The sequence below is a fragment of the Clostridium culturomicium genome (assembly GCF_000821305.1).
Taxonomy (GTDB): Bacteria; Bacillota; Clostridia; order Clostridiales; family Clostridiaceae; genus Clostridium_J; species Clostridium_J culturomicium.
This window is the reverse complement of sequence record NZ_CCXK01000017.1, coordinates 252042-266779: the sequence shown is the minus strand read 5'-3', so window position 1 is coordinate 266779 and position 14738 is coordinate 252042. Positions and strand designations below refer to the sequence as shown.

Sequence of the window (14738 nt, the reverse complement as noted above, 5' to 3'; positions counted from 1 at the left end):
CTTAATAACTAAAGAAATGTTTAAAATGAATTTATTTTATAAAAAAACAGCTAATTTCAAGTTTAGCCGTTTTTTATTTAGAACATTAAATTTAAATTTCTTGTGTTAACTTTAATAAATCAAGTCCCACAGAAGGTTCTGTATCTGCCTTGTAACTCTGGAACTAATGCATACTCCTCCTGCTCCTTTGTATATGCATAAGGCCTCTTTAAAACCTCCAACAATCTATCCATTACACCAAAATCACCTTCAGTTACTGCAGCTGTTAAAGCTTCTTCGACCCTATGATTTCTAGGTATCACTGCTGGATTATTCTCTCTCATCAAGGAAGTTACCTCTTCCTTTGACTTTCCTTGCCTTTCAAGTCGTTCACTCCTTAAATTCAACCACAAATCAAAGTCTTCTATGCCAATAAGTCCAGTGTCTTCAATTTTTTCTTTAGTTAATGCCATAAAAGTATTTGTGTAATCAGCTTTATATTTTTTCATAATGCTAAGCAAACCTTCAATTAAATACTTATCTTTTTCTTCCGAATTAAATAATCCAAGTTTTTTTCTCATACCAGAATACCAAGCATCTTCAAAAACTTTATAATAATTTGAGATGGCTCCTTTAGCTATTTCTATAGCTTTTTCTTGATTATCATCCAAAAGTGGTAACAAAGTTTCAGCAAATCTTGCTAGATTCCATCCTCCAATATTAGGCTGATTACCGTAAGCATATCTGCCATGATTGTCAATTGAGCTAAACACTGTTGCAGGATCATAATTATCCATAAATGCACAAGGTCCATAATCAATGGTTTCTCCACTTATAGTCATGTTATCCGTATTCATAACACCATGAACAAACCCAACTAACTGCCACCTTGCTATAAGATTTGCTTGACCTTTTATTACTTCATTTAATAAATGAACATACTTATTCTCACACTTGTTTACATTCTTAAAAAGTCTATCTATTGTATAATCTGCCAAAGCTTTAACATCATCAATGGTCCCCCAAGCTGCTGCAAATTGAAAGGTTCCAACGCGAATATGGCTTAAAGCTGTTCTAGTTAGGATTGCGCCCTGAAGATATTCATCCCTTACGACTTTCTCCCCTGTTGTAACTACAGCAAGACTTCTAGTGGTAGGTATTCCTAACCCTGCCATAGCTTCGCTTATTATATATTCTCTAAGCATTGGCCCTAAAGCTGCCCTTCCATCACCACCCCTTGAATAAGGTGTTCTTCCCGAGCCCTTTAACTCAATATCTATTCTTTCCCCCTTAGGTGTAATCTGTTCACCTAATAATATATTTCTACCATCACCAAGCATAGTAAAATGACCAAACTGATGCCCTCCATAAGCCTTAGCTATTGGCTTTGCACCACTGGGAATTGCATTTCCTGCAAGTATATCTATCCCTGCCTCATCCGCTAGTGCATCTGCATTCAACCCTAACTCCCTTGCAAGTGTATAGTTCATTACAACCAGCTTAGGTAAATTTACCGGTGTTGGATTTTGCTTAGTGTAAAATATCTTTGGTAATTCAGTATAACTATTATTAAATTCAAATCCAAAATCTCTCATATTTTGTACTCCTTTCATAAATGTTTCTTTCATTCTCTATAGCTTTCCCTTTTATTCAAAAAAATCAGCAATAACTAAATCGTAGACCTACACTTTATAAGTTAAGAAAGCTAGTCTTACCCTTATTCTAACATTAATTCTCATTATCATTTACAAATTCTTTATTAATAGTTTTTGAAGATTTACTAATTAATTTTTATTACATAGGTTTTATATGCCTTGATTTATACTACTTTTAAATTTAAACTACATTTAAGGATAATATGCTTCAATTAAATTAGTGAAACTAAATTTTAGATTTGGAATATCACTTTCAGGAGGGATTTTATGAGACTATTGTTAGCTGAAGATGAAATTGAACTTTCAAATGCCTTAGTGGCAATTCTTAAACATAATAATTATTCTGTAGATGCCGTTTATAATGGTCAGGATGCCTTAGATTATTTAGAAGCTGAAAATTATGACGGTGTTATTCTTGATATAATGATGCCTAAAGTAGACGGACTTACTGTCCTTAAGCAATTACGCACCCAAGGAAACAATATACCAGTGCTTATGCTCACTGCCAAAAGTGAAATTGATGATAGAGTTTTAGGTCTTGACAGTGGTGCTGATGACTATTTAACTAAACCCTTTGCAATGAAAGAACTTCTTGCACGTATACGAGCAATGACAAGACGCCAAGGTGATGTTTCAGATATGATTATAAACTTTGAGAATATTACTTTAAATAGACTCACCTTTGAACTTTCTTCACCTAAAGGTTCTTTTCGTTTAGCCAACAAGGAATTTCAAATCCTTGAAATGTTGATGATTAATCCAAACCATTTAATATCCACAGATAGATTTTTGGAAAAAATCTGGGGTTATGATTCTGATGCAGAAATCAGTGTGGTGTGGGTATATATTTCATATCTAAGAAAGAAACTAACAGCCTTAGATGCCAAGGTTCAAATTAAAGCTTCAAGAAATATTGGCTATTCATTAGAGGCAGTATTATGATTTATACTCTTAGACGTAAATTTATTGCTATTGCTATGGCTTCCTTATTTATAGTGTTAACACTTCTCATCGCAGCCATTAATATTTCCAACTTTCAAAACATAAACGAAAATTCGGATGTGATTTTAAATATTCTAATAGAAAATGGCGGAACCTTTCCAATGAAGAAAAAAAATCATGACGGATTTAAGCCAATGCCTCCAGAAATGTCACCTGAGGTCCCCTTTTCCACTCGATATTTTTCCGCCATAACTAATAAAGATGGAGAAGTTATTGCTTTAAATACTGAAAATATAGCTGCTGTTTCTACTACTATGGCAGAAGAACTTGCTTCACATGCCTATTTCAAGGATAAAGCCTCTGGATTTATTGACATATATAAATATGGAAGACTTGACACTGATAATGGTTCACTTCTTATTTTCATTGATTGCAAACGTGACCTTGACACCTTTTATAGTTTTCTTTTTAACAGTATCTTAGTTGGATTGACAGGAATGTTTTTAGTATTTATTCTAGTTCTAATCCTTTCCAAACGAATAGTAAAACCAGTAGCTGAAAGCTATGAAAAGCAAAAAAGATTTATTACTGATGCGGGGCATGAACTTAAAACTCCCCTTACAATCATTAATGCTAATATTGAAATTTTAGAATTAGAAAAAGGTGAAAATCAATGGACAAAAAGTATTAGAAATCAAGTACAAAGGCTTTCCACCCTAACCTCAGACTTAGTAACTCTCTCTAGAATGGATGAAGAAAACAATAAACAATTAATAACAGACTTTTCTTTATCCGATGCAATAAGTGAAGCTTGTGAGCCTTTCTATGTAATGGCTGAAAATCAACATAAAACATTTGATATTGATATAGAAAAAAATCTATCCTTTAAGGGAAATGAACAATCTTTACGACAGCTTGTATCTATACTTTTAGAAAATGCAATGAAATATTCAGATGAAGCAGGCAAGATTAATCTAACTTTAAAAAGACAAGGTCGTAAAACACTTCTATCCTTATATAATTCTACAAACTCTATTGAAAAAGGTAACCTAGATATACTCTTTGAAAGATTCTATCGAGGTGATGCTTCAAGAAATAGCGCTAATGGCGGCTATGGTATCGGACTTTCCATTGCAAAAGCAATTGTAACTTCTCATAAAGGTACAATTTCAGCAGCAAGTTCAGATGGAAAATCCATAGTAATAACAGTTAAATTTTAATTTCAGATTAAAAATTCCCCATTTTAGAACAAGTAATTAAAAAGCTACTCTATTAAGTAGAAGCATTTTTAATTACTTGTTCTTTTCTTGTTTAAAAAACTAAATACCTAAAAATTTTCAACTTAAAACTTTAATAACTTTTTTAAGTTCACTTAAGTTTTCCTTTCTATAATTAATTTATAACTTAAAGGAGGTATTAAATTATGAAGTATCAAAATGTTTTTAAAAGATATGAGCTTAAATATCTTATCACCAGAGATCAACAAAAACTTTTACTCAGAGTAATGAACGACTATATGGAACCCGACCAATTTGGAAGAAGCACCATATGCAATATTTACTTTGATACACCGAATAAAATATTGATTCTGCGCTCTAATGAGAAGCCCTTATATAAAGAAAAACTCCGTATCCGCAGCTATGGGATTGCTACTTCAGAGACCACAGTGTTTGTAGAATTAAAAAAGAAATATAACAGTGTAGTTTATAAACGCCGCATATCTCTAGTTGAAGCGGAAGCAATGAATTATCTTATAGATGGAATACACCCACCCATCGAAGGTCAGATAACTAAAGAAATAGATTATTTTTTTAAATTTTATCAAAGCTTGGAACCATCATTATTTATGTCCTATGAGAGGAAGGCCTTTTTTAGTAAAAATGATTCAAACTTTAGAATGACCTTTGATGAAAATATTTTATGCAGGGATTATGATTTGAATTTAAAAGCTGGAACTTATGGCTCTTCTCTGCTAGCCGATGACATGGTACTTTTAGAGATTAAAACCTCTATGGGAATACCACTATGGCTGACAAATTTTTTAAGTGAAAATAAGTTATATAAAACTTCATTTTCTAAATACGGTAATGCTTATAAAACATTAATTTTACCAAAACTTTTAGGAGGGATTAAAGTTGCTTAACAATTTATTTAGAGGTGTTTTTGATACATCTACTCAAACAGTTATTTCGCCATCAAATTTTCTTTTATGTATAGGGACAGCCCTTTTCATTGGGTTGCTTCTGTCCTTTGTATATACCTATAAAAGCAAATATACTAAAAGCTTCGTAGTTACTCTTGCTATGCTTCCAGCCATTGTATGCGTAATTATTATGATGGTTAATGGGAACATCGGCGCCGGTGTAGCCGTTGCGGGTTCCTTCAGCCTTGTTCGTTTCCGTTCTGTCCCTGGTACAGCCAAAGAAATAGGTGCAATCTTTCTTGCAATGGGTGCAGGTCTAATAACAGGAATGGGATACCTTTCTTATGGACTCTTATTTGCGGTAATTCTTGGACTTATCAATATTCTTTATGTAAAAATCGGATTAGGTGAAAAAAAACATGGTCACTTGGATAGAACTATGGATATAACCATTCCAGAAAATTTAAATTACACTGAAGTTTTCACTGATTTGCTTGAAAAATATACATCTAACTATGAGCTTATACGTGTAAAAACCACAAATATGGGAAGTCTTTTTAAACTTACTTATCATTTAACCTTGAATAAGTCCACTGATGAAAAGAAATTCATTGATGAGCTACGTTGCCGCAATGGAAATCTGGAAATCAGCTCATCCATACAAGAAAACAGCAGTTATGAACTTTAAAGGAGTATCATTCATGAATAGAAAAAAACTAATGTCTATTATTCTAGCTCTTTCTATAACTACAAGTCTTTCTACCGGCTGTGATCGAAATAAAACTTCTACGGATAATTCAGCCTTAGGTACCAATGACTCTTCAAAAACGACATCTCTGCTATCAGATACCGTTGGAGTTTCATTAGAAGATATGTTTTCAAATCGTGATAAAGAAATTGGATATAGTAATACTGATTACATTGAAATAAAGCTTTCAGACAACAATATTGACTGTGATTCCAATGCTGTATCCATTGATAATAACATTATTACTATTACCGATGAAGGAACCTATGTTATTTCAGGTTCTCTCTCAAACGGGCAAATCATTGTTGATGCAGAAAAAACTGATAAAATTCAGCTTGTTTTAAATGGTGTCACCATAAATTGTAATACTAGTGCTCCACTTTATATAAAACAAGCAGATAAAGTCTTTGTAACTCTAGAAAAGGATAGTGAAAACGTCCTTTCAAACAAAGACGAATTTGTAGCTATAGATGATAATAATATTGATTCTGTGATTTACTCAAAGGATGATTTAACCTTAAATGGACTTGGAACTCTTACAGTTAATGCTGCCTATGGACATGGAATTGTTTCTAAGGATGATTTAGTTTTTACCAGCGGAAACTATAATATAACCGCTACCAGCCATGGTATTCAAGGTAAAGATAGCGTAAGAATTGCAGAAGGAACCTTTAATATTAATTCAGGTAAAGATGGAATTCATAGCGAAAATTCTGATGAAATCAACCTTGGTTTTGTTTATATTGCTGGTGGTTCATTTGATATAAATGCAACTTATGATGGTATTGATGGAGCCTCCTTGGTTCAGATTGATAGCGGAACGTTTAACTTAACTACTGGTGGTGGTAGTGCTAATGCCAACACAGACTCAAATGGTAATGCAAATGAGAACTGGGGAAAATGGGATAAAGGTACTAGACCTGGTACCCCACCCTCTTCAGATAACATCTTTAATTCTAACAATTCACAACCTCCAAATAGTTTAGCAGATCCAAATGCAGCTCCTGACATGTCTACCAGTGCTTCTCAAAAATTACCAACTGATACTCAAAATAATGAAGTACAAACACCACCGTATTATGCTGCTCAACCTAATGATTATACAACATCTTCACAAGAAACTACCGAAGATACAACAGTTAGTGCAAAGGGAGTTAAATCAGATGGAAGTATCTTAATTAACGACGGAGCCTTCACAATTGATTCCTCAGACGACTCCATTCATAGCAACACTAATATATACATTAATAATGGAACCTTCAACATAAGCTCTGGTGATGACGGAATCCATGGTAATAGTGACGTTAAAATTACAAATGGCACCATTACAATTTCAAAAAGCTATGAGGGCATTGAAGGGCAAAACATTGAAATTTCTGGAGGCTCCATTAATCTTACTTCAAGGGATGATGGACTTAATGCAGCTGGTGGAAATGACAACTCTTCTTTAAATGGAAGACCTGGAGAGAATTCCTTTAATTCTAACAGCAACGTTTTCATTAAGATTTCTGGTGGTAAAACAATAATTAATGCAAGTGGAGACGGCATAGATGCTAATGGTGGCGTGTGTATATCCGGTGGTGAAACCTATGTATCTGGACCATCTGATAATGGCAATGGAGCTTTAGACTATGACGGTACTGGAGAAATCACTGGAGGTATTTTTATTGCAACTGGTTCTAGTGGTATGGCAATGAACTTTGGAAGCACTTCTACTCAAGGTTCAATTCTATACACTTCTTCAACTAATCAAAATGGTCTTGTATCCATAAGTGACAACAAAGGAACCCTTCTTGCTTCATTTGAACCTGGAAAACAATATAATTCTGTTGTCATAAGTACACCAGAAATAAAAACTGGAGAGACCTATACATTGACACTGGGATCAGAAACACAATCCATTAAAATGACAAGTTTAATCTATGGAAATGGTCAAGGTATGAATGGCGGTATGGGAGGTCAAAGTGGAAAAATGCCTGGCGGAAATAATGGTAATGGGAATCCTCCTCCTCCAACATCCAATAAATAAAAAGATAGATCTTACATTAACAGTCCCCCTGTCTACTTGACAGGGGTCTGTTAAAATGATCTATCTTTTAAACATATACTTTCACTAAACTGTTAATTATTTTAATTCAAATGATTGACAGTCTGTACATTGATCCATTTTAGGATTTTGTTCGTGAGTTCCTATTTGTATTGTTTGTAAATTACAATATTGTTCATTTTCATTGTGTTTACATTGTTGAACTGAACATTTAACACCACTATTTTTTGTCATTAGTATGCACCACCTTTCAATCTTATTATCTTCATAAGAAAGATTAATATACATTTATTTTCTATCATAATATCTCAAAATTTATCTCCACCTTCTACTCCCTTTTATACTCACTTCATAATAATAATTTTATAACTTCAATAGATACATTCAAAATAAACTTTTCAATCAGGTTTATCAATTACATCTTTATTCTGCATTTAGATATCTTAAAATACAACTCCATTTTAGTTGACTTTGTCAATTAAATATGATAATCTGACTTTGTCAGGTAAAATACTTTAATGAATAATATTGGAGGAATTAATTTGTATCAACCATTATCTCTATACATAACTTCACTAAAAAAAGATTTCGATAGTTTCTGTAATAAAAGGCTTCAAGAAATGGAGCTTTCTCACGGATTGATGTTCTTTGTAATTTATATTGGAAATCATCCTGAATGTTCTCCAAAGGATTTATCAACAGCTATTAAAGCAGATACAGGACATACTACCCGATCTGTTGAGAAACTAGTTACAGCTGGTTTTGTGACTCGAAAAACAAAAGAAACAGATAAGCGTGCATTTCAGTTAAGCTTAACTGAAAAAGGTTTAAATGCTTTTAATGAAATAAAAAATCTTTTTACTCAGTGGGATGAAATCGCATTGGCTGATATATCCAAAGAAGAAAAAGAACTGCTGCTTAAAGCATTATCAAAACTAAAAAAATCATCGTACCCTGAACAAAAAATCATATGTAAATTATCAAGCTATTAAATAATTTATTTCTATGTTTTTATAAAACTTCTTCTTACAGAAATTCGAAAGCTCAAATTTTTAATTCAATCTTAAATTTTTTATTTATTTTATAAGGAGAGATATCATGAAATATTCAATCGTTTATAACAGTAAAACTGGAAATACAGCCCTTCTCGCAGAAAAAATCAAAGAGAAAATCACTGCTGAGAGTCGTGTATATTTTGGTGTTCCTTCACAAGAAGCCTTAGCTGCCGATACTATCTTCATTGGATTTTGGACTGATAAAGGAAGATGTGATGATAACTTAAAGACTTTCATTGAATCACTTGAGAATAAAAACATAGTACTTTTTGGTACTGCAGGGTTTGGTGGAAGTGAAGCTTATTTCAATCAAATAATTAGTCGCATTGCAGCCTTTATTCCAAATTCATGTACTTTAAAAGCTTCTTTCATGTGCCAAGGAAAAATGCCTTTCACTGTTCGAGATCATTATACTAAAGCACTTGAAAATGATCCAGATAATTCACAAATGAAGTCTATGATTGAAAATTTTGATTGTGCTTTAACTCATCCAGATACTAATGATTTGGAAAACTTAAGCATATGGATTGATTCAATCTTAAAATAAAAATAAGCTGCAGCTTCATGAAATTATGAAGCTGCAGCTTATTTTAAAGGAAGTATTATACTACTCCTAAATTTTATTTTGTTTCAGAATTCTTTTTTATAATTCTATAAACTTAAACCTCTGAAAAAATGATTTAATACCTATACATAATAATCCCATAAATATATATACTTTTCATTAATAACAAACTATGCTATTCTAAATATAACTCTTTCAAATTTTTTCTATCCTCGCTTGAGATTCCTAAAGCTTTTTCAAAATAATTATCCCAAGTTTCATAAAGCTCTTTTACTTTATCAAAATATGCATTTAAAAGTTCAGCATTCACCTCAAGCATAGATCTAACTATGGCTAAAAACTCTTCTGCTGATGTGTATTTTTTAAGTGATTCTATTACACTGTCGTTTTCTACTTTTCTATACATATTTGATAGCAAATAATCCTCCATGACAGTTTCTTCACTTGCTCCTAAGCATAACATTATCAATGCTGCAGCTACCCCTGTCCTATCTTTCCCTGCTGTACAGTGAAAAGCTATAGGTTTACCTGGATTTTGTTTTATCAGGTCAAACAAAGCTTTAAAAGACTGACTATGTTCAGCCATTGTTGTATAACATTCTTTTAAATAATCCATTGGATTTGGCATCTCTATATTTTTTTGAAGAATATTCATCAATATATCCTTCATATCCATATTCCCACCAAATTGATTAGCCATATCATTAGGATTGTCCATAGTAACAATTCCTGAGTAATTATAATATTCGCAATCACTTGGAATAATGTCTGGCTCACTTTCTCTTTCCCCCTTTGAACGAAGGTCTACAATAATCTTTAAATTTAATTCCTTTAATATTTTAATATCACTTTCATCAATCCTTGAAAAGCTTGCGCATCGATAAAATTGGCCATACTTTATGGTTTTTTCACCTTTAACACTATACCCACCAATATCTCTAAAATTTGTTACATGTGGTATCTCTATACTTCTCTTAATCTTAATGATTTCATTTGCGTTTTTCTCCATGTTTCTTCTCCTCATCCTTAATCTCTTTAATTCCTATCCAGAATTTTATAAAAGTTTATATTTTATAATAGTATACTACCATATTATTGAAATTAAAACTCTATTAAATTACAATTATAAACTTATGCTATAATTAATTAAGACTATTTACATAAAGCATTTAAACCAAGGAGATGAAACAAATGAAACAATACATATTATTTGACCTGGATGGAACAATAATTGATCCTAAAATAGGAATTACCTCTTCAGTTGCATATGCATTAAATAAATTTGATATTCATGTAGAAAATCTGGACAACCTATGCAAATTTATAGGACCACCTCTTAAGGACTCATTTATTGAATACTACAACTTCTCTGATGAAGCTGCTGAGAAGGCTATCTTATATTATAGAGAAAGATTTCAAGAAAAAGGAATCTACGAAAACTTTCTTTATGAAAACTTTGAAGATATGCTTATCAGCTTAAAAAAGCAAGGAAAAACTCTACTTATTGCGACTTCAAAGCCAGCAGTGTTTGCAGAAAGAATCCTTGAACACTTTAATTTAAGACAATATTTCGATTTCGTTGGTGGAAGTAACCTTGATGGAACAAGAGCAAATAAAGCTGAGGTTATCTTCCATGTTTTAAAGGAAAATTCTATTTCTGACCTTTCAACAGCTATAATGGTTGGTGATAGAAAGCACGATATAATCGGAGCTAAAAAAGCTGGTCTTCAGTCTGTAGGTGTTCTTTATGGCTATGGAAACTACCAAGAGCTTGAAACTTCTGGAGCAGACTACATTGTAAAAGATGTTGAGGAACTAAGTACCCTTTTATGCTCTTAATCTAATTTACTTTTATCTTAAAAGGAGTTCATATCAAATAGACATGAGCTCCTTTATTGTTCCATTCACTTTTCATCGTTCCAATGCATAGAAATCATTTTAATCTGCTACTCCTATTATGACTGGCTTATCATATGTTATACCAAAAGTTTCAACTTCAATTTTTTCTATTATCTCTGGTACAACAGGCTCATTTATCACTACACCTTTTATTCCAACATCAATAGATTTTGTCTCTACCGAAACAATACGTTCAACTTCTTCATATCCCTTTATTACTCTTCCAAATCCAGTGTATTTACCATCTAGTCTTTTTCCTGCCTCATCACTCAAGGTTATAAAGAAACAACTTCCCCCTGACATTTTTAAGCCATCGCCACCTAATGCTACCACACCTTTTTCGATTTTTAAGTTATTTTCAAAACCATTCTTTCTGAACTCGCCATTCAAAGCTACATTACATTCTGGATCTCTTTCAAAAGAATCATAGGTTGGCTGCAAAACAAAGTCTGGAGCAATTCTTTTTATTACTCTATTATCAAAGAGACCTCTTTGTGCTAAATCTATAAAACAACTTGCTGCATTAGGCGCTTCCTTAGGTATAAGTTCTATTACTATTTTATTTCCACTTTTCATAGTCATTGTTGCTATTGGATTCCTGTTCAAGACCATCATCTTCTCCTCTATATAAAATTCTCTATTGTTATATTATAGCATTTAAACTAAAAAAGCATGAACAAAGGTGGTAATCTTTGTTCATGCTTCAAACTTAATTTTATTCTTCTGAATTTGTTGTAGCAGATAAAGCACTGCTAACAGTAACTGTTACATCTTTCCTTTGACGTCCTAAAGCCTTTTCTATCTCATCTAACTTCTTATTGTCTAAATCATATATAAACTTAAAGCAGAAGAATATAATGATTGCGCCAGCTAAAGGTAATGCAGCAGCAAGGTTTTTCATTGTTAATCCATATGCCGGATTCCATGTTGTAGGATCATTCATAACAAGTCCAGGAATAACTGCTACAATTATAAATGGTATTAAGCTTTGTCCAATACCTTGTCCTAATTTACGAACCATTGAGTAAGTTGCATATATTGTCCCTTCTTCTCTTCTGCCTGTTTTATACTCGATAGAATCGATACAGTCAGCTACTAATGACCAACCAACCATGCTGTATAAACCTGTTCCTAAACTAGCTACTAATGTTAAACCGATATAAACAACTGGTGACATTTTGGGTAATATTAATATTATTCCATAAGCAACTATTGTTATAAGAATTGGCCAGCTACAAAGATTCTTTTTACCAAATCTCTTAACTAAAGGTTTTACAAGTGGTGCACAAACTAACATTGGTACTAACATTCCAAGTACTGCAAAGCTAGATAGACTGCCATCTCCAAAGTACATTTGGTAAACTAATGCACCTGTTGATTGAGCACCCATCATAAATACAACTTGAGCTAATGTAGCTGCTGAAAGTGCTAACACCGCACGGTTAGTAAAGAATCCTTTTATAGCCTCAATATAGCTGAATTTTGGTGCATCTTTACGATCTTCAACAGTAATACGTTCTGTACATAATCGGTATACTAATTGGAAAGATACAAGTGCTATCAATCCCATTACAAGTGCTATTAAAAACAAGTTATGTCCTTGTAATATACTTTGTTCTACTCCATTTACTATTTCTTTTTTATAAACTAATTGTGGGATAATAATGCTTATTGGTATTCCAGCAGCCATTGCTCCAAAGCTTCTCCAAGTAGATAATTGACTACGTTCTACAGGATCTGAAGTTATAGTAGCATTCATTGAACCATAAGGAACGTTTACAACAGTGTAAGCTACATCCCATACTAAGTATCCTATTACACAGATAAGAATCTTAGCAAAATATGGCCAGCTTTGAGTGTTTAAAAATAGTAGGCAGGATCCAAATGCTAGTGGGAAGCTACCCCAGAAAATCCACGGCTTAAATTTAGAACCACTCTTAGGTGTAAACTTATCTGCTAATGCTCCTATTAGTGGATCATTAATTGCATCCCAAATCTTTGTAAATAAAATGATAAATCCATAGTGTACAAGACTAACTCCAATATACTGGGTATAGAATAACATCATGTAAGCTGAAATTAATGAGAAACTCATATTACATCCGAAATCCCCCATTAAATATCCAAATCTGTCTTGAATACCAAATGGTTTAACAGCAGTACTTTGATTGGCTTTTTTCATAACAAATTCCCCTTTCCCATAAAATTTTGAATTTTTAATTTATTATGATTATAGCTTTATATTATCAAATGTATTTATAAAACGTTAGCAAATAATTTACTTTTTGTGTAAATTATTTATATATTCTTAACAACCTGCTAATAAAAATTATCGCAACTTTTGAAATGTATTTTTTATAAATTATGTACTATATTTGTTATAAATTAAAATTAAAGTTAAAGAGGTGAATGTTATGATTTCTTTAAACCAATATAAAGCATATTCCAATTTGACACTAAATTTATTAGGTACTAACTTTTTATATCTTAATGAAGAACTGGATGGATGTGACTATATAGATAGAACAAATATACCAGCAGCAATAAGTAAAAGTTTCGATTTAGTATTACTAGGTGATCTTTTAAATCATTGCAACGTAGGGCAAGTTTGTGAGGTTAAAACACTTTTTAACATACACTTTTCAACTTTACACCTATGGAATAATGACGGATTTGCAATTATAGGCCCTTATCTTTTAAACCCACCGAAATCTATTGATATAGAAGCTATACTAAAAACTAATAAAATTTCAGCAACATTAAAAGAAAAATATATAAATTACTTCAATTCCCTGTCTGTTTTGAATTACGATAGAATAAAGGTTATATTTGATACACTCTCACAAAGTATTTATAATGAACAAATTGAGTATTCCGAGGTTTGTAATATAGAACTTCCAACTAATATAATTTATCCATCACCTGTTTTTGAAACTCATTCACTTCAAAAAAGGGCTGATGTTATAGAGCAAAGATACTTATTTGAACATGAATTTCTATCTAAAGTTGCAAAAGGTGAATATGAACTTGCTCATGACCTTATTAAATCACCTATTTTCCTTAACAGAATTCCAAATAAATTAAGAAACGAAAAAAATCTTCTAATTGTATTAAATACATTAATGCGCAAAGCTATTGAGTCAGCTAAAATTCATCCATTTTATATTGACCATATAAGTGCTAAATGGTCTGTAAAAATAGAACAGATATCTGAACTAAAAGATATTGACCCTTGTAAAAAGGATATGATATATGACTACTGTCATTTAGTAAGGACAAATCCCTTAACTAACTATTCTTCTAACGTAAGAAAGATGATAACTTATGTTCAGCTCAATATATCAATGCCTATTACTTTAGAGGATATTTCAAGAAAACTAAATGTTAATGCTTCTTACTTATCACAGCAGTTCAATAAAGAAGTTGGCAAAAGTCTTCCTGAATATGTGACTGAAAAAAGAATTCAAGAGGCAAAATACCTTTTACGTGGCCACAGCAGCCTTTCAATTAGTAATATTGCTACTGCTGTAGGCTTTAGTGAAATAAACTATTTTGCCAGAGTTTTCAAAGCTAAAACCGGAATAACTCCCAGCGAATATCGTAATCAAAGTATGACTGAAAATATTGTATAAATAAAAATAACCCCCTATCTTTTTACGATAGGGGACTTCTTTATTGTACTATAAATGACTTATTATACCTTTT

General features: G+C 32.1%; 14 protein-coding genes. 9 read left to right on the top strand and 5 right to left on the bottom strand.

Going from position 1 to position 14738, the window contains the following annotated elements:
- Positions 1–119 precede the first annotated feature (119 nt).
- Positions 120–1592, bottom strand: coding sequence for a protein adenylyltransferase SelO (locus tag BN1075_RS13725; protein ID WP_040195178.1), 1473 nt, complete (start codon positions 1590–1592; stop codon positions 120–122).
- A 309-nt stretch (positions 1593–1901) separates the two neighbouring features.
- Between BN1075_RS13725 and BN1075_RS13720 the strand changes: the two genes are divergently transcribed.
- From BN1075_RS13720 to BN1075_RS13700, 5 genes are all read left to right on the top strand, one after another.
- On the top strand, positions 1902–2576 hold the full coding sequence (locus BN1075_RS13720; protein WP_040193785.1) for a response regulator transcription factor: 675 nt from the start codon (positions 1902–1904) through the stop codon (positions 2574–2576).
- Positions 2573–3796, top strand: coding sequence for a sensor histidine kinase (locus BN1075_RS13715; RefSeq protein ID WP_040193784.1), 1224 nt, complete (start codon positions 2573–2575; stop codon positions 3794–3796). The genes BN1075_RS13720 and BN1075_RS13715 overlap by 4 nt, the downstream gene beginning before the upstream one ends.
- 203 nt (positions 3797–3999) lie before the next feature.
- Complete coding sequence (locus BN1075_RS13710; protein WP_040193783.1) at positions 4000–4719, top strand: polyphosphate polymerase domain-containing protein; 720 nt, start codon at positions 4000–4002, stop codon at positions 4717–4719.
- Entirely contained in the window at positions 4712–5407 is a 696-nt protein-coding gene (locus BN1075_RS13705) for a DUF4956 domain-containing protein (protein WP_040193782.1), read from the top strand. The genes BN1075_RS13710 and BN1075_RS13705 overlap by 8 nt, the downstream gene beginning before the upstream one ends.
- A 13-nt stretch (positions 5408–5420) precedes the next feature.
- A complete protein-coding gene (locus BN1075_RS13700; RefSeq protein WP_040193781.1) occupies positions 5421–7496 on the top strand; it encodes a carbohydrate-binding domain-containing protein in 2076 nt (691 codons plus the stop codon).
- A 96-nt stretch (positions 7497–7592) separates the two neighbouring features.
- Here the strand turns inward: BN1075_RS13700 and BN1075_RS21215 are convergent, their stop codons facing one another.
- Positions 7593–7802 (bottom strand): DUF1540 domain-containing protein, encoded by a 210-nt coding sequence (locus BN1075_RS21215; RefSeq protein ID WP_328286195.1) that lies wholly within the window; start codon positions 7800–7802, stop codon positions 7593–7595.
- A 230-nt stretch (positions 7803–8032) separates the two neighbouring features.
- Here BN1075_RS21215 and bilQ point away from each other — a divergent pair, with 230 nt between their 5' ends.
- Both bilQ and bilS read left to right on the top strand, forming a co-directional pair.
- The gene (gene bilQ, locus BN1075_RS13695; RefSeq protein ID WP_081911601.1) at positions 8033–8506 is read left to right on the top strand and encodes a bilirubin utilization transcriptional regulator BilQ; all 474 of its coding nucleotides are present in this window, start codon (positions 8033–8035) and stop codon (positions 8504–8506) included.
- A 106-nt stretch (positions 8507–8612) separates the two neighbouring features.
- A complete protein-coding gene (gene bilS / locus BN1075_RS13690) occupies positions 8613–9116 on the top strand; it encodes a flavodoxin family protein BilS (protein WP_040193777.1) in 504 nt (167 codons plus the stop codon).
- Positions 9117–9309: 193 nt separating this feature from the next.
- On the opposite strand, the gene BN1075_RS13685 is transcribed toward bilS, so the two are convergent.
- Positions 9310–10143: a tyrosine-protein phosphatase gene (locus BN1075_RS13685; RefSeq protein ID WP_040193776.1), complete on the bottom strand. Its 834-nt coding sequence runs from the start codon at positions 10141–10143 to the stop codon at positions 9310–9312.
- Between the two features lie 173 nt (positions 10144–10316).
- Between BN1075_RS13685 and BN1075_RS13680 the strand changes: the two genes are divergently transcribed.
- Positions 10317–10973 carry an HAD family hydrolase gene (locus BN1075_RS13680; RefSeq protein WP_040193775.1) on the top strand — a complete coding sequence of 219 codons (657 nt, stop codon included), beginning with the start codon at positions 10317–10319 and terminating at the stop codon, positions 10971–10973.
- A gap of 99 nt (positions 10974–11072) precedes the next feature.
- Here the strand turns inward: BN1075_RS13680 and BN1075_RS13675 are convergent, their stop codons facing one another.
- Positions 11073–11615, bottom strand: coding sequence for a peptidylprolyl isomerase (locus tag BN1075_RS13675; protein ID WP_235777808.1), 543 nt, complete (start codon positions 11613–11615; stop codon positions 11073–11075).
- Between the two features lie 133 nt (positions 11616–11748).
- Positions 11749–13215, bottom strand: coding sequence for an MFS transporter (locus BN1075_RS13670; RefSeq protein WP_052406550.1), 1467 nt, complete (start codon positions 13213–13215; stop codon positions 11749–11751).
- Between the two features lie 232 nt (positions 13216–13447).
- Between BN1075_RS13670 and BN1075_RS13665 the strand changes: the two genes are divergently transcribed.
- Positions 13448–14665, top strand: coding sequence for a helix-turn-helix transcriptional regulator (locus BN1075_RS13665; RefSeq protein WP_040193773.1), 1218 nt, complete (start codon positions 13448–13450; stop codon positions 14663–14665).
- Positions 14666–14738 lie beyond the last annotated feature (73 nt).